Origin of the sequence: Mariniplasma anaerobium (assembly GCF_016865445.1) — a bacterium.
Taxonomy (GTDB): Bacteria; Bacillota_I; Bacilli_A; order Acholeplasmatales; family Acholeplasmataceae; genus Mariniplasma; species Mariniplasma anaerobium.
Genome location: NZ_AP024412.1, coordinates 1,663,590 through 1,686,923, shown reverse-complemented (window position 1 = coordinate 1,686,923; position 23,334 = coordinate 1,663,590). Strand labels below are relative to the sequence as shown.

Annotated in this window: 20 protein-coding genes; 19 read left to right on the top strand and 1 reads right to left on the bottom strand. The window is 28.5% G+C overall.

The window, feature by feature from the left end; all coding sequences use genetic code 11:
* The first annotated feature begins 124 nt into the window (after positions 1-124).
* The 8 genes from MPAN_RS08080 (at position 125) to MPAN_RS08045 (ending at position 11,783) form a co-directional block, all read left to right on the top strand.
* Positions 125-1,711, top strand: coding sequence for a response regulator (locus tag MPAN_RS08080; RefSeq protein WP_176239341.1), 1,587 nt, complete (start codon positions 125-127; stop codon positions 1,709-1,711).
* On the top strand, positions 1,704-3,428 hold the full coding sequence (locus MPAN_RS08075; protein WP_176239340.1) for a sensor histidine kinase: 1,725 nt from the start codon (positions 1,704-1,706) through the stop codon (positions 3,426-3,428). The genes MPAN_RS08080 and MPAN_RS08075 overlap by 8 nt, the downstream gene beginning before the upstream one ends.
* A 2-nt stretch (positions 3,429-3,430) precedes the next feature.
* A complete protein-coding gene (locus tag MPAN_RS08070) occupies positions 3,431-4,450 on the top strand; it encodes a galactose ABC transporter substrate-binding protein (protein ID WP_176239339.1) in 1,020 nt (339 codons plus the stop codon).
* Positions 4,451-4,595: 145 nt separating this feature from the next.
* The gene (locus tag MPAN_RS08065) at positions 4,596-5,606 is read left to right on the top strand and encodes a substrate-binding domain-containing protein (RefSeq protein WP_176239338.1); all 1,011 of its coding nucleotides are present in this window, start codon (positions 4,596-4,598) and stop codon (positions 5,604-5,606) included.
* A gap of 112 nt (positions 5,607-5,718) precedes the next feature.
* Positions 5,719-7,221 carry a sugar ABC transporter ATP-binding protein gene (locus tag MPAN_RS08060; RefSeq protein ID WP_407659114.1) on the top strand — a complete coding sequence of 501 codons (1,503 nt, stop codon included), beginning with the start codon at positions 5,719-5,721 and terminating at the stop codon, positions 7,219-7,221.
* A 10-nt stretch (positions 7,222-7,231) separates the two neighbouring features.
* Entirely contained in the window at positions 7,232-8,344 is a 1,113-nt protein-coding gene (locus MPAN_RS08055) for an ABC transporter permease subunit (protein WP_176239336.1), read from the top strand.
* Between the two features lie 182 nt (positions 8,345-8,526).
* Positions 8,527-11,424, top strand: a complete 2,898-nt coding sequence (locus tag MPAN_RS08050; RefSeq protein ID WP_176239335.1) for an ABC transporter substrate-binding protein — start codon at positions 8,527-8,529, stop codon at positions 11,422-11,424.
* 26 nt (positions 11,425-11,450) lie between these two features.
* Positions 11,451-11,783: a hypothetical protein gene (locus MPAN_RS08045; protein ID WP_176239334.1), complete on the top strand. Its 333-nt coding sequence runs from the start codon at positions 11,451-11,453 to the stop codon at positions 11,781-11,783.
* A 38-nt stretch (positions 11,784-11,821) separates the two neighbouring features.
* On the opposite strand, the gene MPAN_RS08040 is transcribed toward MPAN_RS08045, so the two are convergent.
* Complete coding sequence (locus tag MPAN_RS08040) at positions 11,822-12,670, bottom strand: hypothetical protein (RefSeq protein ID WP_176239333.1); 849 nt, start codon at positions 12,668-12,670, stop codon at positions 11,822-11,824.
* A 171-nt stretch (positions 12,671-12,841) separates the two neighbouring features.
* On the opposite strand from MPAN_RS08040, the gene MPAN_RS08035 reads away from it, so the two are divergent.
* The 11 genes from MPAN_RS08035 (at position 12,842) to MPAN_RS07985 (ending at position 23,221) form a co-directional block, all read left to right on the top strand.
* Positions 12,842-13,042, top strand: coding sequence for a helix-turn-helix transcriptional regulator (locus MPAN_RS08035; protein ID WP_176239332.1), 201 nt, complete (start codon positions 12,842-12,844; stop codon positions 13,040-13,042).
* On the top strand, positions 13,035-14,399 hold the full coding sequence (locus tag MPAN_RS08030; RefSeq protein ID WP_176239331.1) for a hypothetical protein: 1,365 nt from the start codon (positions 13,035-13,037) through the stop codon (positions 14,397-14,399). The genes MPAN_RS08035 and MPAN_RS08030 overlap by 8 nt, the downstream gene beginning before the upstream one ends.
* A 149-nt stretch (positions 14,400-14,548) precedes the next feature.
* Entirely contained in the window at positions 14,549-15,112 is a 564-nt protein-coding gene (locus MPAN_RS08025; protein ID WP_176239330.1) for a TetR/AcrR family transcriptional regulator, read from the top strand.
* Positions 15,113-15,115: 3 nt separating this feature from the next.
* Positions 15,116-15,736: a ferric reductase-like transmembrane domain-containing protein gene (locus tag MPAN_RS08020; protein WP_176239329.1), complete on the top strand. Its 621-nt coding sequence runs from the start codon at positions 15,116-15,118 to the stop codon at positions 15,734-15,736.
* Positions 15,737-15,811: 75 nt separating this feature from the next.
* The gene (locus MPAN_RS08015) at positions 15,812-16,546 is read left to right on the top strand and encodes a hypothetical protein (protein WP_176239328.1); all 735 of its coding nucleotides are present in this window, start codon (positions 15,812-15,814) and stop codon (positions 16,544-16,546) included.
* 38 nt (positions 16,547-16,584) lie between these two features.
* Entirely contained in the window at positions 16,585-17,043 is a 459-nt protein-coding gene (locus MPAN_RS08010; RefSeq protein WP_176239327.1) for a hypothetical protein, read from the top strand.
* Positions 17,044-17,139: 96 nt separating this feature from the next.
* On the top strand, positions 17,140-18,180 hold the full coding sequence (locus MPAN_RS08005; protein ID WP_176239326.1) for an HRDC domain-containing protein: 1,041 nt from the start codon (positions 17,140-17,142) through the stop codon (positions 18,178-18,180).
* Positions 18,181-18,190: 10 nt separating this feature from the next.
* Positions 18,191-19,180 (top strand): DUF2971 domain-containing protein, encoded by a 990-nt coding sequence (locus MPAN_RS08000; RefSeq protein WP_176239325.1) that lies wholly within the window; start codon positions 18,191-18,193, stop codon positions 19,178-19,180.
* Between the two features lie 138 nt (positions 19,181-19,318).
* Positions 19,319-21,412, top strand: a complete 2,094-nt coding sequence (locus MPAN_RS07995; RefSeq protein ID WP_176239324.1) for a DUF262 domain-containing protein — start codon at positions 19,319-19,321, stop codon at positions 21,410-21,412.
* A gap of 86 nt (positions 21,413-21,498) precedes the next feature.
* Positions 21,499-22,479, top strand: a complete 981-nt coding sequence (locus MPAN_RS07990) for a macro domain-containing protein (RefSeq protein WP_176239323.1) — start codon at positions 21,499-21,501, stop codon at positions 22,477-22,479.
* Positions 22,480-22,573: 94 nt separating this feature from the next.
* Entirely contained in the window at positions 22,574-23,221 is a 648-nt protein-coding gene (locus MPAN_RS07985; RefSeq protein WP_176239322.1) for a vWA domain-containing protein, read from the top strand.
* Positions 23,222-23,334: the final 113 nt, after the last annotated feature.

Below are 23,334 nucleotides of genomic sequence, written 5' to 3'. Positions count from 1 at the left end.
TGTTAATTTATCATAATAGATGTGTTCAAACATGTTATAATTATTACAAAGGTAGAATTAAGAACTAGCAATAAAGTTAATATTATAAAATAGAAGTTTTTAAATAAGTTAAGTAGGTGAATTTATGAGTGATAATTATCGAATGATATTAGTTGATGATGAAGATGATGTTCGTGGGAGAATTTTATCGAAAATAAATCCTCAAAGTGGTTTTGAAGTAGTTGGTAAAGCAGGCAATGGATATGATGCTTTAGAACTTATTGAAAAATATAAACCACATGTTGTTTTGACTGATATCAAAATGCCGTTTATTAATGGTATTGAGTTAGCGCGTATTATAAGACGTGATTATCCAACCACAAAAGTAGCATTTATTTCTGGATACGATGAATTTGATTATGCATATAAAGCGATTGAATTAAAAGTCGTTAGTTATTTAATGAAGCCAGTAACTAGTGAAGATATTGACGTTTTTTTAGAGAACTTAAAAATTTCTTTAGATCAAGAATTCGATTTTTTATCAAAATCACAATTAATCCATCAAAAGTATAATGAATCTATTCCTATGCTTATTAATTCATATTTAAGTAGTTATCGATATAAAGGCGCATTAAATAAAAATGATATTTCTCATTTAGAACAATATGGTATCAATTTAGATCGAGGCAATTATTTAGTTGGAATGATTGGTTTTGATATTAATGCTGATATTAATACATCAGAAGAAACAAAAGTCTTCATAGGTAGCTTAGTTGAAAAAGTATTTAAAAACTTTACATATAATCATCACTTTTTGATTCCAGAAGGTGTCGTTTTTCTCTTAGAAGATTCAAGCATTAAGAATGAATCAGATATTGATTCAGAGTTATATGAAATCATTAAATATGCAGAAGAATATCGCCAGACAACTTTAGATATCGGTATATCTAAAATTATTCATGAGTTTTATTTATATCCAAATGCATATCGTGAAAGCGAAAAAGCATTAAGACATTCTAAATACTTTAATATGGGACAAATCGTATATTATAATGATATTGAAGAAAAAGAATACAAACATATTTTAATTGATGAATCAGCATTAACTGAATTTGAATATGTTTTAAAATACGGTGAAAAGGAAGAGATTCAAGAGAATATATCCAAAATTTTAGATCTTTCATCACAAAAGAAGAAACAATATATTTTAGATCCCCAATTGATTATTATTAAGCTAGCAAATAGTTTAATTAACTTTGCTGCTTCAATTAACGTTGATGTCTCTGATGTTATCAAAGGAAATATCATTGAAGAAATGCTCAAAATAAATGATGTTAAAGAACTACAAGCATATATTTATAATGCGATTTTAAATATGAGAAAAAAGAATATTAAATCACAAGTAGATAAAACAGAAAAGATTGTAGAAGAAGTTTATAATTATATTGAAAAAAATTATACAGATTCAAATATTTCTTTAGAAACGATAACAAATGAATTAAATATAAGTGTATCTTATTTAAGTATGTTATTGAAAAAACAAAAAGGTGTGACATTTAATAAGGAATTAATTAAATATCGTATGGAAAAAGCAAAAGAGTTATTAAGATTTTCAAATGAGAAAATCGTCAATATTGCAAAAATGGTTGGTTATAATGAAGTCTATTATTTCAGTCATAGTTTTAAAAAATATGAGGGTATAAGCCCGAAAGAGTTTAGAACTAATGCGTAATATATTTAAGAATGCTTCCATACGAAGTAGTATATTAATTCCAACAGTCTTAATTGTAATGATCACTTTAATGGCATCTTCATATTTGACATTTGTAAATTATCAAAGAACGACACAAGAACTTGGTGAAACATCATCAGAAGAAATTAACAAACAAATTATTTTAAACTTCGAAAATTATATAGCTTCAGTAATTGATACAGCAGATTATATTCAACAAAAAACAATTGAACATGGTCTTAAAAATGAAAACTATTTGTTAGAAGATATTTATTCACAAGCAGCAGATGTTCAAACAGATATTGAAACTATTGTTTTAGTTGATTTTGCGGGACGCGAAATCGTCAATAGTTCCTTTAAAGATATTACAGATGATGATATCACACAAAAAGATTGGTATTTAGATGTTATTAGTGTGGATTTGATTTATCATTTTAGTTCTCCACATCCACAAGATATTTTAAAAAATTCTAATGCTGAAGTGATTACTGTAACTAAGATCGTTGATTATTATGTAGCTGGTGTAAAATCTAGTGCAATTTTAGTTGTTGATATTAATACATCAAGCATCATTCAACTAACTGAAACGACAAATTTAGGTGAAGGTGGGCATATTGTTATCTTAAATGATGATGATACTTTAATCTATTCTGATTTAGAAGACTGTCAAACCAATCAATGTGAAAGTTTATCAATTGCAAGAGATATTTTCCGCGGACAAAGTGTTACTATTAATGGACTTAGCATGTATGTAAACGCAAATACACTTCAAGATACAAGATGGGTGCTTGCGACATTTATTAATACTGAACTTATTGATCAAACTGAAAGACAAAATTTAATCATTTTAGTTGTGATTACTATCTCTACATTGGCTGTAACACTTGTAGTAACCTCTTTGATTGCAAACGGCATTAGTAAGCCAATTAACAGATTGAAAGATCATATGCAATTAATTGAGTCTGGTGACTTTTATCAATCTATTGAGATATCAGGACAAAAAGAAGTTATCGTCCTTGCGCATAGTTTTAATGCGATGATTGAAGAGATACGATCCTTGATGGAAAAAGTACTTACAGAACAAAAAGAAAAACGAAAAACTGAATTTCAAACTTTACAAAATCAAATCAATCCTCATTTTTTATATAACACATTAGACTCAATTGTTTATTTATCTGAAAATAAATTAAATGATAAAGTTGTTGAAATGGTTGTTGCATTATCTAAGTTCTTCCGCATTTCCATTTCTCGAGGAGAAAACATTATATTACTAAAAGAAGAATTAGAACATGCAAGAAATTATTTACTCATTCAAAAAATAAGATATAATGATAAATTTGATTTTAAATTTGAAGTCGAAGATGAAGTTTTAGCATATAAAGTCGTCAAACTTAGTCTTCAACCATTAATAGAAAATGCGATATATCATGGCATTAATACTGAATACAATTCAGGGATGATTACGATACGTGCATTTACTAAAGATGATAGACTTATTTTAGAAGTCGAAGATGATGGATATGGAATTCCAGATGAAACAATAGATGAGTTATATCAAAGTATTAAATTCGGACAATTAAGTAAGAGCATCGGATTAAGAAACGTATATCAACGCTTGAAAATTTACTATGGTGAAACTTTTGATTTTATTATAGAGAGCGAACTTGATGAAAAAACTATTTTTAGATTAAGCATTCCAAAAGAAAGGGCAATATAATAATGAAGAAAATTATAATTTTTGTATTAGTAAGTGTTTCACTATTTGTTATGTCTGGATGCCAATCTGTAAATAATACGATACCACTTATCTTATATGATGAGACTGACCCTTATATTTTAGAATTTAAAAACTACATTTTAGAAGACGCAATTGGCAATGTAGATATCAAAGCATATGATTCTCAAAACTCTCAATTGATTCAAAATGAAATCATTGAAAGTTTATTAGACGATCAACCACAACTCTTAATTATTAACCCAGTGGATAGATTAGGAGCATATACGATTATAGATGAAGCTCAAAAACGTGATATCCCATTAATTTTTATCAACCGTGAGCCGATAAAAAAAGATATGAACAGTTGGGATCAATTGTATTATTTAGGTGCGCCTGCTGAAAACAGTGCAATCATTCAATCAGAGATGGTTATAGAACTTTTTGGAAATCCATATAACTTAAGCGATCAAGATAAAAATGGTGACGGTGTTATTCAATTAGTGATTTTCAAAGGTGAACAAGGACATCAAGATGCCGAAATTAGAACTGAAGTTATTGTTGATGAACTTGAAAGATATGGATATGAACTTGAAATATTATCTATAGAAATTTGTGATTGGCAAAGAGATAAAGCTTATGATGGCATGAATAAACTATTGCTTGATTTAGAAGTAGAAATAGAATTAGTGATTTCTAATAATGATGCAATGGCTCTTGGAGCAATTGACGCAATGGTTGAAAATGAGTTATTTATAGATATAGATGAAAATGATCGGATAGATCACGATATTGACACATGGATCCCAGTTATTGGAATTGATGGTATTGCAGATGCGACTCCTTATTTAGAAAGTGGATATCTATATGGTACTGTCATTAATGATTCACAGACAATGAGTTTAATTTTAATTGAACTTACGCAAGCTATATTAAATAATACTGATTTAACAACATTATCATTTGAAATAGAAGATGGAAAATATATTTGGGTAGATTACAAGCGTTATGAGGAAGAAGATTAGCATAAAGACTTCATTTTTTGTTAGATTTATATGTTTTAAATGTAAAAAGTAAAAATTCACAAAGTTTGAGTAACATTTTACATTGTAAGTGCTTACAAATATTGATAAGATGAAAGCGCTTAAAAAAAAATAGGAGGAAACAAAAATGAAAAAAGTTTTAACATTAGTAGCAGTTTTATTATTCGCATTTACTTTGGCAGCATGTCAAACAGATGATGACACAGTTACAATTGGTGCAAACATCTATACATTCAATGATAACTTCATGAATGGCGTTGTTCGTCCAGAATTAGAAAGATACGCAACTGAAAAAGGCGTAGAATTAGACGTAGTGGATTCAGAAGGATCTCAAGCTACATTAAACAATCAAGTAGATACATTCATCACTAAAGGTGTTGACGTATTAGCAATTAACTTAGTAGACCCTGCAGCTGCAGCGACTATTATTGCAAAAGCTAAAGATGCAGATATCCCTCTAATTCTTTTCAACAAAGAATCTACTGTTGCTGGCGCTATGGATACTTATGATAAAGTATGGTACGTTGGTACTGATAGTGCAGAAGCTGGAATTATCCAAGGCGAAATGATGGTTGCTGCATGGCAAGCAAACGCTTCTTGGGATTTAAATTCTGATGGCGTTTTAGATTATGTATTATTAAAAGGTGAACCAGGCCATCCAGATGCTGAAGCTCGTACTTTAGAATCAGTTAAAGCATTTACTGATGCTGGAATCACTGTAAATCAATTAGCTCTTCAACCTTCAACAACTTGGTCAACTACAGAAGCTGCTGAAACAATGGCTACTTGGTTATCAGGATCATTTGGAAGTCAAATCGAATTAGTTATCTCTAATAATGATGGTATGGCTTTTGGAGCAATCCAAGCTATGACAAACGCTGAAGTTTCAATTCCAATTTTTGGTGTTGATGCATTAGAAGAAGCATTAGCTAAAATCGTATCAGGCGATATGAATGGTACAGTTCTTAATGATGGTGTTAAACAAGCTCAAGCTACTTTAGACTTAGCTATTAATGCTGCTTTAGGTAATGATGTATTAGAAGGTACTGACTGGGTATTAGACAGCGCTACTGGAACTAAAGCTGTACGTGTATCTTACGTTGCAGTTGATGCTACAAACGTTGCAGATTTTCAATAATCTTTAACAAATAAATAACTGATTATGGAAGTACATCAGTGTACTTCCATAATTTTATTTATGTCAATAATTAAGAAGTAACGGCAAAAAAAACCGATTTAACAAATGAGGTATAAAAATGAGCGAATATTTATTAGAAATTAAAGATGTTTGTAAAGCCTTTAGTGGTGTAAAAGTTTTAAAACATGTTGAGATAAGTGTTAAACCAGGAACTATACATGCATTAATGGGTGAAAATGGAGCAGGAAAATCAACATTAATGAAATGCTTATTTGGTATATATACACAAGACCAAGGTAAGTTTTTTTTGAATGGAGAAGAGTTTAACTTTACTGATCCAAAACATGCTCTAGAAAATGGAGTTTCGATGGTTCATCAAGAGCTAAATCAAGTTTTAGCTAGAACGGTAACAGATAATGTATGGCTAGGTAGATATCCTAGAAAAGGTTTATTTGTTGATGAACAAAAAATGTATAATGATACGGTCGAATTATTTGAGAGTATTGGAGTAAAAATTGATCCAAAGAAAACTCTTGAAGAATTGAGTGTTTCTCAAAGACAAATGGTTGAAATCGTTAAAGCTGTTTCTTATGATGCTAAGATCATCGTTTTGGATGAACCAACATCATCATTAACAGAAAATGAAGTCAATAAGTTATTTGAAATTATGAGAACCTTAAAGAAAAAAGGTATTGGACTTATTTACATTTCTCATAAAATGGAAGAAATTTTTGAAATATCAGATTACGTTACTATTTTAAGAGATGGTAATTATATCGGAACTAAAGCAACAAAAGATTTAACAATGGACAAAATCATTAATATGATGGTTGGTCGAGATTTAGAACATCGTTTCCCACATAAGGCACATAAAGTTGGAGATATTGTTTTAGAGGTTAAAAATTTAACAACACTGTATGAACCTAAAGTACATGACGTTTCATTTGAATTAAGACGTGGTGAAATATTAGGTATCAGTGGATTAGTAGGATCTCGTCGTACAGAACTTTTAGAAAGTATCTTTGGAGCCCGTACAAGAGAAAGTGGTGAACTCATTTTAAATGGGGTACCAATTAAAAACGCAAATACAGTTGAAGCAATTAAAAATAGATTTGCTTTAATTACAGAAGAACGTCGTGAAACAGGTATTTATCCTCTAGGTGATATTATCTTTAATATAACCATCGCGAATGTTCATAATTATGTAAATAAGATTGGTTTACTAGATAATAAAAAAATGTTAGCTGATACTGATAAGCAATTTAAAGCAATGAGTATTAAAGCTGCATCAAATAAACAAAGAATTAGAGCTTTAAGTGGTGGAAATCAACAAAAAGTAATTATTGGTAGATGGTTATTAACCGATCCTGATATATTGTTGATGGATGAACCAACAAGAGGTATTGATGTAGGTGCGAAATATGAAATCTATCAGTTAATGCTTGAATTAGTAAGTAAAGGCAAATCAATTATCATGGTATCAAGTGAGATGCCAGAATTACTTGGAATCACCGATCGTATTGGTGTTATGAGTAATGGTAGATTAGCCGGAATCTTAGATACAAAGACAGCTTCACAAGCAGAGTTGTTTAAAATGACTACAAAGTATTTATAGGAGGATAAAAATGGATAAAGTAAATAATTTCTTTAAAAACTTGTTCAAGAATTTGTTTTATGATTCTAAAGGAGAACTAAAGAATATTAAAGAAGTATTAATCAATAATGCGATTTATATCATTATTGGGTCAATGATAATATTTATTATTATTAGTGACTATACATTTCTAAGTATTGGTGTATTTAAAAATATCCTAACACAATCAAGTGTAAGATTAATCTTAGCATTAGGTGTTGGGGGCATTATCATTTTACAAGGTACCGACCTTTCGTTAGGTAAGAATGTTGGGTTTTCTGCAATTATTACAGCATCTTTCTTACAATCGTTTAGTTACGGTGCTAGATTTTATGAAACATTACCTGATTGGGTTTGGCGTACAAATGCATTAGGTGAAGTTGCTGGTTTCCAATGGTTCTTCTATATCCTAGTTTTATTAGTTGCTATTGTAGTCAGTTCATTTTTCAGTGGTATTAATGGTTATGTAGTTGCGAAATTTAAAGTACATCCATTCTTAGCTACATTAGGTGGAAGTGTTGCAATATACGGTATTATGTTATTATACTTTAATACGTCTGCTGCAGGACCTCAACCCATTGGATCACTTGATCCTACATACAGTTCCTTTGTTAGTAATTTAGAGATTTTCGGGATGGAAATTCCAAAATTGATTATTTACTCAATACTAGTTGCTGTTGTGATGTGGTTTGTTTGGAATAAGACTACATTTGGTAAGAATATGTATGCTGTTGGTGGAAATCCAGAAGCTGCTAAAATATCAGGTGTTAGTGTTATGAAAACTACAGTAATGGTTTATTTATTAGCTGGTGTCTTATATGGTATTGGTGGTTATTTAGAAGCCGCACGTGTAGGTAGTGCAAATACCGCATTTGGTCTTAACTATGAACTTGATGCGATTGCAGCCTGTGTTGTTGGTGGTATTTCATTTAGTGGTGGTATTGGTAAGATTAGTGGTGCTATTGCTGGTGTATTAATGTTTACGATTATTACATACGGAATGGTTTATCTAGGTATCGATGCTTATTATCAATATATTATTAAAGGTGTCATTATTGTAGCAGCTGTTGCACTTGATACTAGAAAATATATTAAGAAGACTTAATCAATTAAAATTTATATTGACAATGATGATATTCATTTTTCTCAGGGAAAGAAATTTCCCACTAAAAGCAATCCTTTTGGGGATTGCTTTTTCTTTAATAAATCTATTATAATTATTATAATATTGAAAAAAAGTGGCTTTATTGTGGTATAATAAATAAAATAACATACGGGAGAGTGGCTATGAATAGTGGTGTGAAAAAAATAAAATTACATAAAAAAATATTGATTATTTTCATAGTGTTATTTACAAGTTTAACAGTTGTCGCTTGTAAAAATGATCCTTTAATATTTGATCAAGTTCCATCAATCATGGGTGCTGATGACTTAACGATTCTCGTATTTGATGCATTTGATCCACTTCATGGAGTCACCGCAATTGATGAAGAAGATGGGGATTTAACATCAAGTATTATCATAAAAACAAATGATGTCAATAATGAAGAAGTAGGAAATTATACTGTTGTTTATGAAGTTAAAGATAGTGTTGGCAATACAACTAGTGTGACTAGATATATTATAGTAAGTTATGAAATTATAGAAGACTATCCACTTGCTCAGTATCAAAATGGTGTTGATTTATCTAATTTAGATGGGGTAAATAAGGATATTTTGTTTGCTGCTGCTGAACGTTACTTGCTTGATAATGTTTATGGTGGGGTTCCGCTTTATACATATTCACATATGATGATGTATAGCGAAAGAGTTCAATTGTTTAGTGATGAATATAATGGTGTCTTGGGATATGGCGATGAATTTTCACAATTAAATTTAGATGATTCAAATGTATTAATGGATGGATCTACTTATGGTAATACAAGTGAATATACATGGAGATCTGCTTATAGTTTTGATCCTGTAACTTTAAATCCTTGGGAATCCGATGATTCAGATACATCTGAATTTAATGATTTATTTAATGGGGCATTATATAATTTCTTTTTTGATTCATCTAAAAAAGGCTATGAAATTCTTCCAGAATTAGCTCAGTCTTTACCACAACCAATTAGTGGTAGTGTTATTGATGGAACTACATATGCTAAACAGTGGGCAATCGTTTTAAGAGACGATCTTGAGTGGAAGTTTAATCCAAATACTGATACATCAAATCTAGGATCTGATTATGAGAAATTAGATGCTAATGATTATATGTGGACTTTTAAGTATGCACTAGATCATGAATGGTTTAGAGCAATATCAGGGGGATCAGATTTTATATCTTCTGGTATAAAAAATATCGAAGCTTATCTTGATGGATTAGTTCCATGGGAATTTGTTGGTATAAAGTTAATAGATGATTATACAATTGAATTAGAATATGAACAAGATAAAGAAGCGTTTGATGTGTACTATCAATTTGCCAATAATATCATGGCACCAATCAATCAACAATTATTTGAAGAGCTTGGAGATCCAGATAGTGGTGGCACTTATGGAGAGACTTCAGTAGATGTTGCGTCAAGTGGTGTTTATTATCTTGATCAATGGACAATAGAAGAAAGTATTACATTTAAGAAAAATGAATTACATCCAGATGCTAGTATGTATCACTATACTGGATATCAATTTACATATTTTGATAATTTAGATGAAATCTTTGATGAATTTATTGCGGGTAGATTAGATTATACAGCTATACCTAATTCAGACTTATACGATTACGTAGATGATGCAAGAACAAAGATAGCACCTGATGATACTGTATGGTCTATAATGATTAATGGATTTGGTACAGAAGAAGCAAGAGATCAATATATTTTAGATCATCCAAATGTTTGGATATCTAATAACTATGTTCCAGAACCTATTTTAATGTATCAATCTATGCGACAAGCATTAATGTATGGATTTGATAGATATGAAGCAGCTGTTAATGATGTAGGTATTTACTTACCAGCATTTACATTAGTTCCTTCAACTTACTTTTTAGATGCTCAATCAGGGTATTCTGTTAGAAGTGGTGCCGCAGGTGCCGCAATCGTTGAAGATTTTGGTGGTAGCTCATATGGATATTTTCCAGATGAAGCATTAGCATATTTTAAACAAGCAGTTGACCAAGCTATTTTGGATGGATATTATGAAGCAGGGACTGTTGATCATTATACTGAAATTGAATTGGTTTTTACATATCAATCAGGTGGGAATACAAATATACAAACTATGGTAACAAACTTAGTTAATCAATATGAAGCATTATTAGTTGATGACACAAATTATGTTAAAGTTGTTTTTAATGTTATAGACATTGCTTTTCCATCTAGTTATTATTTTTATATGATGATTGCTAATACTGATTTAGGTCTTGGGGGCATTAGCCCAAACATCATAGACTCTATCAATTACTTTGAAATTTTTTATGATGATAATCGTACTGGATTTACACTAAATTGGGGTTTTGATACAACTTCAGCAGTTATTCCAGTTAGTTATCATGATATAGATGGTCAACTCGTTCAAGAGACATGGGGATTTAATGCATTGATAGAAGCTTTAGCTGGTAAAGTATATATTAAAGATGGAGTGATACAAGATTCATGGGATAATGCAGATGATTTAATTAATGCATCACTTGATTTGGATTTTGAAGTTTTAGACTCTTTAAGTGTTGGAACTACTTTTGCACAGAATGTATTAGGTGATACACTAAGTAGTGTTGCACAAGACATACGATTGGATGAACTGATTGCTCATATCGCTGTCACTGAAAGTGGTAAAAATATTTTATTTATCATCTCAGTCAAAAATGATGTATACAAGTTATATCAAAGCTATGAATTATATACAAATGCAGAAGATGCAATCCAAGAATATGTAATTAATGAATATGGTGATTATGAGTTGTTGGAAGTTTCGGGACCACTTACTGATCAACAAGTTATCTTAAATGATTATGTATCTTCATTAAATAGAGGAAGTGGATATGATACAGTTGATGATCTATTAGATGATTATGACATAGAAAATAGTTTATATATAGAAATATATGCAGCTTCTTGGGCTCCTGTTGGATCTGAGGGTTGGGATGATGCAGCAATTCTGCTTCATATTGGAAATTATTATTTAACTTTAGTTTGGTTATAGATATTTAAATAAGGTAGGGAAATGATATGAAAACATATAGACAATTTCATGGTGAGATATTTATATCAGAGATAGGTAAAGAATTAAGGGATATTGTTAAAAGTGAAAAATCAGCTTTTAAAATATTAACTGGTTATGGATCAACTGGAGGAACATCAAGCTCTAAGCATGCTGCTTTAAAATCTTTAAGAAACATGAAAAAACAAGGATTGATTAAAGGGTATTGTCCAGGAGAAGTGAAAAATCAGTTATTAAGTGATACCTCGCCGTTTTATGAAACTAAAAGTAAATATGAGTCCATTTTAAAAAACGATTCAGATTTTGGTAATGATGGGATCATATTTGTATTTATTAAATAGATAAAAAAGTAAAACCGACATTCAATGTCGGTTTTGTTTTATCTATTGATAATCTTTGGCATATCAGTCAAAATAAAGTTAGATGAGTTGATGTGATATGTATTCGATCCATCGCCCTCTATTTGTTCTGGGTTTGTAAAATATAATTCACTATTACCCTCAACCTTAACACCTAATAAGCTTGTTACATTCATATAGATTTTAATTTTAGAGAAGATGTTAATCTTATCTTTTTTGTAAAATGAGCTATCTTTTTTCATGACTAGATTGATAATGACATTATTTCTTTTTGTTTGTTCATTGTATAAGATATATGCACGACTTTCAGTTTCATTTTCTGGTGGCATAAATTCAAAGTTTACACCGTCTCGCTCAAATCTTAGTTTATCAAAGGTTATCGAAGATACAATTTTACCTTCAATGATTTTAAAAGGAATTTTAATAGAGAAGAATAAATAGTCATCTCGTTTAGTAAATATATCATGTGTATGAACACCTGACTCAATCATATGAAAGATTAAGTTCTTTTTATTGATCACACGATCAACATAACGACTAGATTCTTCATAGATTAGCATTCTATCCATAAAATCAATAATAGAATAATTAGAAGATGCAAATTGAAGTTCTCTAAAGAGTTCAGCACGTTTATTGGTGTCATCGTTTATTTTGACTGTTGTCTTGTTGTGAAGTAGGATAAGTAAACTAAATAGCATGCTAGATAAAAATGCCGCAAAAGCTACAAATACTGCCGCTACTCTAATACCAATGACATTAAAGAGTAGTTCTAGTTCATCACCAAAAAATAACATCGTTAATGTGATGAGAAAGACTACAGTTCCAGAAATGCCTATAACTAATAATATAATGTTACGTTCTTTTTTCATATGGTGTCACCTCTTACTTTTTCATATGTTCCTATATTATATCACCTTTATTTAAAAAATGAATATAGCAAAACATTAATGAAGCAGAAATATTTTTTTATACAAAAATGTAATATATACTTTACATTATGTAATGTATAATATATAATGTTAAGAAAAGGTGGTGGATATATGAATCTTAAGATGAAATCTATGAGAGCTTTATTAGGATTATCTCAAGAAGATCTTGCAAAGATTGTTGGAGTCTCAAGACAAACGATTATTTTAATCGAAAAAGATAAGTATAATCCATCTTTAAAATTGTGTGTCGCTATAGCAAAAGCTTTAAACACAACATTAAATGATTTATTCTGGGAGGATGCACATGAATGATGAGCGAATAGCTAGTGAACTCAATAAAATTAAAGGATATATATTAGTTTTAGTTTTTATAACTACTTTATTATTTAGTGGAACTAAGTTTCTAGTTTATGGATTTATATATCAACTCTATTTAGTAGATATATTTGTTTTATTAGTCTCAGGCATTGTTATATCGACTACTTTTGTGATGAAGCATAGTAATCAATATGATGAGCGCTTAGAACAAAGTGTTGGTCGTATTTATAAATTAGGATATGCTGTATTACTTATTGGTGGATTTTGGATACATTATTTTGCGGTTTCAATTACACCTTTTGATATGATTGCGTTTGGCTATATTACCAATACATTGATTTTAATAGGATTTGTTGTTTTAATTGTTTTATTAAAAAGAAAAAAACTATATGCAAATTATAAAATGATAGAAGAAGATAGTTCTGCGTATTATAAATTAGTATTACAAAATATTGGTAAGTTGTTGATCATGTTTATTTTAATTTTAGGATCTATTCTATTAGTTGACTATTTATTTATGATACTAGTTATTGATATACAAATATTAGCTTTATTAATAGGTGTATCATTTGTAATGTTGTCTATTGAGTATGTGATATTTGCGGCTTATGAGAAGAATCATTATGATGAGACAAGGCTTACTGAAAAGAATGCGCCAAGGTATTTAACTAAAAATGCTGTCTTATTTTTTGGTATTATTGCTATTTTTCAAATAGCATCATCATATGTAAATATGAGATATAATTTATTAGTAGGAAATTTTCAAACAGCACAATCTTTATATCTGTGGTCATTTTTTAAAGCATTGATAGAATATTTAAGTATTGATTTTGCGATTATAAGACTTATTTTGATGCTTATTATTTATACATATGTTAAAAGTCTTACCGGACATAAGATTGTGATGAAAATGGTTTTAGCGAATGCAATCTTATCTTTTACAGTAAGTATTGCTGGAGCATTTACAAATATTTTATTACCGATCATCACTAGAAATATGGATTCTGGAGAAGAGATTCAATCTTTAGCAAGTAGTATATCATATATTAATTTAGGCTTTTCAGTTGTGTTTATTGGATTTGTAGCATTTGTAGCATTTAATTTGTATAAATATAGAATTATCTATTATAAATTTACATTTATATATGTAGCGATGCTTATTATCTTTCATCCATTTATTATTAGCACAATATGGAAAGAGAGCCTTAAAGAAGTCTATATTGCTCAATTTGTAGTATTTGTTATTAAAACTATAACTTTATGGATTCTTTATTATGTATATAGTAATAAACAATTTAACTTAGAATTAGGTCTTGAAAAGCACGTAACATATGATCATAAAATTAAATAACTTTAACAGATAAAATATACAAATTTAATTATTTGTATATTTTTTCTTTACATTCGAAAGATTTTGTTGTATCATATGATAGTGGTCACTAACATTTATAAAGAAGTATAGAAGATATTTTGTTTCTAATTAAGAAAGATGGTGAGGATATGAGAGATACAAGAGATTTAATTTTAGATGCCAGCTTAGAGGTATTTACTGAAAAAGGATATACATCAGCAACCACATTGGATATATCGAAAAAAGCAGGTGTATCTGAGATGACATTGTTTCGTCATTTCAAGACTAAAGACAACTTATTTATTTTATCGATTAAAAAAGCGATGGGTACATCTATAGATAAAGATTTAAAACCTCATTTAGAATTGAGTTTATCAGATTTTATTAGTGAATTATTAGATGAAAAATTAACCATTATATCTAGTCAAATTGATGTAATCAAAATGTTGATACGAGAAACGCTATCTCATAAACTACCTGAGGATTTAGCATTTCCTAAGATCATATCTAATCAAGTGATTTATAAGATATCGCTTTATGTAAAGCATCATCATCTTGATATGGACCCTATATCATTTGGACAGATGATTGTTGGATTATTGCTTAGATATGCCATTATGGAAGAAAGACCTGTATATCATCAATTAGGGTATGATGAAAAGATGAAATATTTAAAAAGTTATTTAGACATATTAAACACACAAGGAGAATAAAAAATGATAGTCGTAGCATTTTTAGCAATATTAACATTACTAGCATTATTTGCTGGTCCATTTATTAGAAAGCACAATATAAAGATTTATATCGTCGCAGTTATTATTTCCGGTATAGCTTTTGTTCTAAAAGATAAGACAATTGCGTTGCCGTTTGTTCAAGGATTTTTAGGATTAAGTTTCTTTTATATCGTTATGATTACTGGAGCTCTACCTAAGAAGCATAAGTTAAGAATTAAGTTTATGGGATTAAGAAGAGAATATTCTATTATAGGATTTATCGTGATTAGCCCGCATGCATTAAAGTATATACTCCAGTTTCTTGATGGCACAAGATCTATTGAATGGTTTGGGCTTATTTCATTTGTGATTATGATTCCATTATTTATTACATCATTTCAAGTCATTAGAAAAAAGATGAAGGTTAGTAGTTGGAAGTTATTACAGTCTTTAGCTTATATCGTTTATATCTTATTGTTTATTCATTTGATCCTAAATTATAGTAAAGCAATAAACTTAGTGTTGTATTTAATATTATTTATTACATATTTTGTATTAAAAATATATTATGAAGTTCATAAATATATGATTAAAAGAAAAAAAGCAGTATTAAAAACTACATAAGTTTGAATATATAATTGCCCTCAAGCGTATTAAGTGATAAAATATTATCATAGATAACAGCTGGGGGCTTTTTTAATGAAAAAAATGTTGGTTGTTTTAAATATAATATTTTTATCACTTATGGTTTTTTTGACGCTTAAAATCACAACTGGAAATTATAGTGATTCTCGTATTGTCATAGTCGCAATCCTAGCCTACTTTTTTGAGGTTATTGTTTTCTTATATTTATTTTTATATATACCAGATCATATAAAAGAAACTATAGATAAAATAATCAAACTATATTTGATAATTTTCGGATCTATATTTTTACTCATCATGATCATACAATGGATTACAGGATGGACATTAATCTTATATTTATCTTATCGATTTATCATTTATGCATTCTTTATATATCCTGCTATCCTAAAATTATTCTTAAAATTAATATCATATTATGAATTTAAAACTAATCTGTTTTTAACTGGATTAGTTAGTTTTGTAGTCATACTTATCATGGGTATTCATGGTATTCTTTTTGGACTTGATGACAAATACGTTTCACTGGTAAGTTTTGATGAACCTCAGACGATAGATTTTCTATTAGTTGAAGAAAAGTCTTTTTTAGTATCACATCATGATCTATATATAAAAGAAAACTTTTTGTTTGCTACTTATTTAGAGGATAGTAAGTATTGGTACTGTATTGATTATTGTGTTTCTGGGAATCCGGATGCATATGATTGGGTTTGGTTAGATGAAAATACGCTTGAAGTATCTGGTGGTGGATTGAGTCAACCTGTTATATTTCATATATATGATAATTAAGATAATATAAAATTAAAATAATAAAGGAGATTTTAAAAATGAACAAAACTGAACAAGATTTGAATCAAAAAATTAAAGGGATTAAATATGCTAGCTTGAAGTTAGAAAAGATTTATTGCCAGGATGGAGCAAATATTAAAGATTATCCTTATGAAGAAGTAACACAAAATGATAATGTTAAAATTGTTAGACGTTACAAATATGAAGATATGGATGATGAAGAACTTGATAGACTTTATGCACTTCATCTTGAATATGAAAAAATGAGTCGGGAACAACGTAAATCAGAACTTAAAGAAAGTATGTTTCCTTTAATCATTAAAATTATTGCCTGGGTAGGCTTTACTTTTATGTTTATTATGGGACTTGTAATGATTGGCGATAGAGAACCAGATGGAACAGGGGCAATTTTATTGATTGGATCTATAAGTGGTTTGATTTCATTGTTGGTTTATGCGAATATATTGAAGTATTTAGATGATATAAGAAGAAATTAAAAAGAGAAATAAAGGGTTATTGCATAATTTAATATTAAATAATATATATAAATAAGAAAGGTGATTGTCTATATTGAAAGATAGACATGTATCAGTATGGGATTATTAAAAGATTTACTTAGACAAACAGAAAAAATCGATTTTTTATTTCCAAATAGTTTTGAAGAATTAATGAATAATGAATACTACGATTACGATAAATTTGAATGGTTTTTATATTATGTCTTCAAATTGGATGGCTCAAAAGTTGAAAAAATTGGAAAAAAAGGAAAAGGCGATGGTGGCGCTGATTTAATTTTAACAATACCTCAAGTTGAGGGAGGTATACGTAGAATCGGGGTTCAAGCTAAATATTGGAAAAATAGAGTAGGAACTGAACCAATAAATCAACTAGCTAGCGCAAAATCTAGACATAATTTAACTGATTTATGGATAATTACAACATCTGACTTAACAACAGATGCAAAAAAAATAGCAGAAGTAATGGATATAAAAATTTTAAGACAAGATGATGTAGTTAAGTTAATTGAATCAATAAAAGAAAGATATGAAAACGATATCGAAAAAAATGGAGAATCTTCTATCGAATTTTTACAAATTATTAAAAAAATTCCAATAGAGAAAAAAGTAAAAAAACCCATACAAAAAAATCCTCAAAATGAAGAATATATTGTATTGCTTAAAGCTCTTCGAATTGAGTTAAGTAAAAAATATAAACTTTATCCATTATATACTGTATATAACAATGAAATGATAGATGCAATTATTGAAAACAAACCAGTTACTTTAGATTCATTATCAAAAATTAAAGGATTTGGAACAAAAAAAGTTGAAACATTTGGTAATGAAATTATTAATTTTGTAAAAGATAGTCTAACAAAAAAAAGCAAAGTTGTATTAGAAGTAGATCAAAATCTAATTGATTTACTATTATTAGAAAGGGTTAAGATTGCAAAATATAATAAAATGTTAGAAACAGATGTCTATGATGACAAAGTTGCTACATATATTGCTAAGATGAAGCCGACAAATAAAGAAACTTTATTAAAAGTTTATGGGTTTAAAAAAGAAAACATAGATATTTTTGGTGACTATTTATTAAAAGTTATTTCGAAGTATCTTGATTCAAATAAATAAAGAGGAGTGTATGAATACATTATATAAGTATACAAGTATTGAAAATGCTAAGAAATCACTTGAAGGAGGATATATTTATTTAAGTTCTCCTGAAAATTTCAATGATATTTATGATTCTTCATTTGGCTTTAATTTAGATGAGATGAAAAAAGTTATCATTGGAGAAATTGCTTCAAGATCTAAAATAGGGGATAAATCATATATTGATTTAGCTAAAAACGTAAAAGCATTTTCAAATAAAAAAACAGATACAGCTGAAGATAGATATGATTTTATAGATTTATTCTTGAGTAACGATTATTTTAAAATTTTGGAGAAATTTGGGAGAACTAATCAAAGCGAATTATTTGATGAGCTGCTTTTAAAATCTACAGAAGTTATTGGAAGTGAACCAACTCCAGATGATCTTGAAGTTATTGATAGAATGAAAAAATTCGATTATAATGAACTATTATTAAAAATAATTAATGACAATAAAGATGGAGTCGAACATCTTAAACAATTAATTAACGGGTTTATTTTTAAAATAGGCTGCTTATCAGAAATCCACACATCAAATTATATGTGGGCGTTATATGCTAACAATTTTAAAGGTGTATGTTTAGAATATGATTATAAAATTTTGAAAAAGGAAGTAAAAGGAGACTTATATAAAATATCATATTCTGTCAATCGTCCAATTATACAAAGAGAAAGCATATTGACTTTTATAGATGATCAAGCAAAAGGAGAAAAACTTTTAGAAGAAGAAATTCTTAAAACTTTAACAACAAAGCATATTGAATTTATTAATGAAAGAGAGTGGCGTATTATCAAACTAGATTCTGATAATAATTTTGCAACAAAGTCTATTAAAAAAATATTTTTAGGACATAGATTATCTAATCCTGATATTTTAATATTTAAAAACTATGCTAAGAAATACAAGATAGATTTATACCAATTAATATGCAAAGATGATACTTATACAATTGAGTTTTCAAAAATTGATATTATATGAGTTAATAATAAGTATTTAATAGTTTTAAGGTTAAACAAAATCTATGAAAAAATAAGATTTTTAGTATCTTCAGAGAACAAAAAGGTTTAGTAAAATTAGATCAAAGATAAAAAAATTAAATAAAATTAGGAGTGTATTATGCAAGCATCTAAAACATATATGATGAGCCTTATAGGAGCACATTTTCAACAATATAAAGTTCCAGTATATCAGAGAACTTATGATTGGCAAGCTAAACATTGTAACCAACTTATCGAAGATATCTTCGCAATTATGGGCAAAGAAAAAGAACATTTTACTGGTACTATTGTTTACTTGAATGAAACGGATTTGATTAGTAGGAAAATATCTTTACTCATCGATGGACAACAACGTGTTACAACCATGATTATTATTCTTAAAGCTTTGGAAATGATGGCTAATGAAAAAGGATTTGCTCAGTTAAAACAACAAATTAATGACAAATACCTGTTTACCGATACAAATGAGCTTAAACAAATTAATAAACTTATACCTACAGAAGAAGATCAAAAAGAATTTGAATTGTTGATGTTGGGAAAAATTGAAGATTTGAATTCATCATTAGGATTTTATAAGAATTATTCAATTATAAAGAGCAAGTTATCAAACAGAATTTCTAGTCAAGAAGATATGCTTAGATTTTTTCAAGCATTACACAAGTTAACTATTATAGAATTATCATTAAATAAAGGTGTAGATGATCCACAAGAAATATTTGAGTCAATAAATTCGACAGGACTAGAATTATCAAAAGCGGATTTAATTAGAAATTTTTTGCTCATGAGTGTTAAACAACAAGACTATTTGTATAAAAATTATTGGAAACCCTTATATAATCTTTTAGGAGGAGAAAACCTTGAAGATTTTATGTTTAATTTTTTGCTGTATAAATTACAAAGAAAAGTTAATAATTCCGAAATTTATAATCTTTTTACAGAATTATTTAGAGAAAATAATTATTCTAGAGAAAGTATTCTTATTGAATTAAATGATATAGCGATTATTTATCATGCTTTAACTAGTAAATCAGATAGATATTCAGAACAAATAAAAGAACTACTTAGTCAATATAGATATATTGAACAAACCACAATGTATCCTTTCTTCATTCAAGTGTTTAAAGACTTTGATAATCATATCATTAATGAAGATGAAGTTGTAAAGGTATTACAGTTTTTCTTGAATTATCATATCAAACGTCTTGTTTGCGGGTCTTCATCAAATTCCCTTCGTGGATTATATTTAAATTTATATAACCGTATTTTTAAAATCGAACAAAACAAACAAAGATATTATGATTCAATTGCTTATTACATGAAAGAATTAAAAACAAAAGATGAAGTTCCAAACGAAAATCAATTTTTGAAAAATTTAAAATCAACAGAACTATATAAACAAAGAAAACTTGTTAAATTTTTACTTGCAAGTGTTGAAAACACAACTAAAGAGATATTACTGACAGATAATTTAACTGTTGAGCACATTATGCCACAAACATTAGAAAATTCGTGGATTAAAATGTTAGGAGATAATTACAATGTTATCCATGATACTTATCTACATACTTTAGGTAATCTTTCGCTAACGGGTTATAACTCTAATATGGGAAATAAATCATTTGATGATAAAAAAGTAGTATTAAAAGAGCATTCTAAAGCAAATAGATTAAATAGTGATGTTTTAGATAAAAACCAATGGAGCAAGAACGAAATAGAAGAAAGAGCGATTAGACTATCATCAATTATTAATTCTTTATTCAAAGCACCAAAACATAATTCGAAAGACATTCGATTTGAAAATGTTATAGAACATACATTGGAAGATGAATACGAAGACTATAAAGGGCAACCACTATACTCATTTAAATTTATTAACATGGATCATGAATACAAACAAGACACATATAAAAATATGCTGATAAATATTATTGATATTTTAGATAGCATGGATTCTAAAATAATGGATGATATAGCCAAAGATTTATTTAATCCTTGGAAGGATGGAACTTTAGATAAAATAGCAAATAACACTAATAATGCTGGTAACAGGACCCTACATAAATTTAGAGAAGATCTTTATCTTGTTGGAGGATTTTCATCTGGAGGCGTGATATATTCTATAAAAAAATTGATGGAATATTATGATATACCTATTCAACAATTTATTTTTTATACTAGAGTTAAAGAAATTTTAGAGGATATAGAGATTTAGAATAAATATCTTTGAAAAAAATATAAATTTTATATTTTGAAATACAAAATTATAATTTATACTTGATACATAAAAAGGAGGATATTATGCCTTTTCAAATCATAAGAAAAGATATAAGTCTGATGAAGGTCGATGCTATTGTAAACTCGGCAAATACTGATGTAGCAATTGGAACTGGTGTTGATTTAGCAATTCATAAGACTTCAGGTGAAGCTCTTTTTGAAGCACGCAAAAAAATAGGAAAAATCAATGTTGGAGAATCAAAACTCACAAAAGGATTCAATTTAAAAGCTAAACATGTCATTCATACTGTAGGGCCCCTATGGATTGATGGGACTAAAGGCGAGTATGAAGATTTAAGAAGTTGCTATTTATCATCTTTAAATTTAGCATTAAGCAATAATCTTATATCGATTGCATTTCCTTTGATATCATCTGGCACATTTGGGTATCCAAAAGATAAAGCATTGAAAATAGCAACTGAAACCATCAAATCTTTTTTGTTTGAACATGAAATGATGGTTTATCTAGTTGTCTATGATGACGTATCATATGAACTATCAAAGAACTTAACTGAACAAGTTGATAATTACATCTTGGATCATTATATAGATGATTCAAGTTTTATGGCATATGAAATGGATAACAATTTTGTTCATGATATGCTAGTTGATTCTTTTGATATACGCACTAATAAGTCTAGAAGCATTGTAGATGTCATTGATGAAATCGATGAGACTTTTGTAGAATCATTATTTAGATTAACAGATCAAAAAGGTATGACAGATATAGAACTATACAAAAAAGCAAACATAGATAGAAGACTATTTTCTAAAATTAAAAGTAACTTTGATTATCAACCTAGCAAAATTACCGCGATATCTTTTTCAATTGCACTAGAACTTAATCTAGATGAAACAAAAGATTTACTAAGTAGAGCTGGTTATGCATTATCACCAAGCCATAAATTTGATTTGATTATTCAATTTTTTATTGAGAATGAAAATTATGATGTATATGAGATCAATCAAGTATTGTTTAAATTTGACCAAAAAACTCTTGGATAAAATAATCTTAAATTAAATGTCGCTTTTCAAACGACCATTTTCTTTTTAATAACTGATATGCTATAGGTATAAAAAAGAAAAGAGGTAATATGAAATGAAAAAAGATTTAATTGAAATGGTATTTATTTTAGATCGTAGTGGATCTATGTCAGGTCTAGAGTCAGATACAATTGGTGGTTTTAATAGTATGATTGAAAAACAAAAGAAGATAGACGGTCAAGCGATCATATCGACAGTGTTGTTTAATCATGAATTTAAAGTTTTGCATAATAGAGTGGATAGTAAAGACATAGAGCCTTTAAATGAAAAAGATTACTATGTAAGTGGATCAACTGCATTAATTGATGCGATAGGTAGAAGCATTAACAAGATTGGTAATATTCAAAAATATACACCAAAAGAGTTAAGAGCAGAAAAGGTTATTTTTGTAATTACAACAGATGGTATGGAAAACGCAAGTCGACAATACACTTATGAAACTTTAAAAATGATGGTAGATAGACAAAAAGAAAAATATGGGTGGGAGTTTATCTTTTTAGGAGCAAACATTGATGCAATGGGAGTTGCTTCAAGATTTGGGATTAATGAAGATAGAGTGGCAAATTATCATGCAGATAGTAAAGGAACTAATCTTAATTACGAAGTTATAAGCGATGCGCTATGTGAATTTAGAACAAGTAAAAAAATAAGCGGAGAATGGAAAAATAAGATAAATAAAGACTACAGCAATAGAAATAAATAATAGATAGCATGTATATATATTAACTCAGTACAGATAATATATAATGTATTCAGATCAAAGTCACGTATTTAGTAAAATATTGGTGTGTTAATCGATAAGAATCAAGTATTCAT

Coding starts and splice junctions, on each gene's coding strand:
- MPAN_RS08080 (WP_176239341.1), top strand. CDS start 125: ATGAGTGATAATTATCGAATGATATTAGTTGATGATGAAGATGATGTT.
- MPAN_RS08075 (WP_176239340.1), top strand. CDS start 1,704: ATGCGTAATATATTTAAGAATGCTTCCATACGAAGTAGTATATTAATT.
- MPAN_RS08070 (WP_176239339.1), top strand. CDS start 3,431: ATGAAGAAAATTATAATTTTTGTATTAGTAAGTGTTTCACTATTTGTT.
- MPAN_RS08065 (WP_176239338.1), top strand. CDS start 4,596: ATGAAAAAAGTTTTAACATTAGTAGCAGTTTTATTATTCGCATTTACT.
- MPAN_RS08055 (WP_176239336.1), top strand. CDS start 7,232: ATGGATAAAGTAAATAATTTCTTTAAAAACTTGTTCAAGAATTTGTTT.
- MPAN_RS08050 (WP_176239335.1), top strand. CDS start 8,527: ATGAATAGTGGTGTGAAAAAAATAAAATTACATAAAAAAATATTGATT.
- MPAN_RS08045 (WP_176239334.1), top strand. CDS start 11,451: ATGAAAACATATAGACAATTTCATGGTGAGATATTTATATCAGAGATA.
- MPAN_RS08040 (WP_176239333.1), bottom strand. CDS start 12,670: ATGAAAAAAGAACGTAACATTATATTATTAGTTATAGGCATTTCTGGA.
- MPAN_RS08035 (WP_176239332.1), top strand. CDS start 12,842: ATGAATCTTAAGATGAAATCTATGAGAGCTTTATTAGGATTATCTCAA.
- MPAN_RS08030 (WP_176239331.1), top strand. CDS start 13,035: ATGAATGATGAGCGAATAGCTAGTGAACTCAATAAAATTAAAGGATAT.
- MPAN_RS08025 (WP_176239330.1), top strand. CDS start 14,549: ATGAGAGATACAAGAGATTTAATTTTAGATGCCAGCTTAGAGGTATTT.
- MPAN_RS08020 (WP_176239329.1), top strand. CDS start 15,116: ATGATAGTCGTAGCATTTTTAGCAATATTAACATTACTAGCATTATTT.
- MPAN_RS08015 (WP_176239328.1), top strand. CDS start 15,812: ATGAAAAAAATGTTGGTTGTTTTAAATATAATATTTTTATCACTTATG.
- MPAN_RS08010 (WP_176239327.1), top strand. CDS start 16,585: ATGAACAAAACTGAACAAGATTTGAATCAAAAAATTAAAGGGATTAAA.
- MPAN_RS08005 (WP_176239326.1), top strand. CDS start 17,140: ATGGGATTATTAAAAGATTTACTTAGACAAACAGAAAAAATCGATTTT.
- MPAN_RS08000 (WP_176239325.1), top strand. CDS start 18,191: ATGAATACATTATATAAGTATACAAGTATTGAAAATGCTAAGAAATCA.
- MPAN_RS07995 (WP_176239324.1), top strand. CDS start 19,319: ATGCAAGCATCTAAAACATATATGATGAGCCTTATAGGAGCACATTTT.
- MPAN_RS07990 (WP_176239323.1), top strand. CDS start 21,499: ATGCCTTTTCAAATCATAAGAAAAGATATAAGTCTGATGAAGGTCGAT.
- MPAN_RS07985 (WP_176239322.1), top strand. CDS start 22,574: ATGAAAAAAGATTTAATTGAAATGGTATTTATTTTAGATCGTAGTGGA.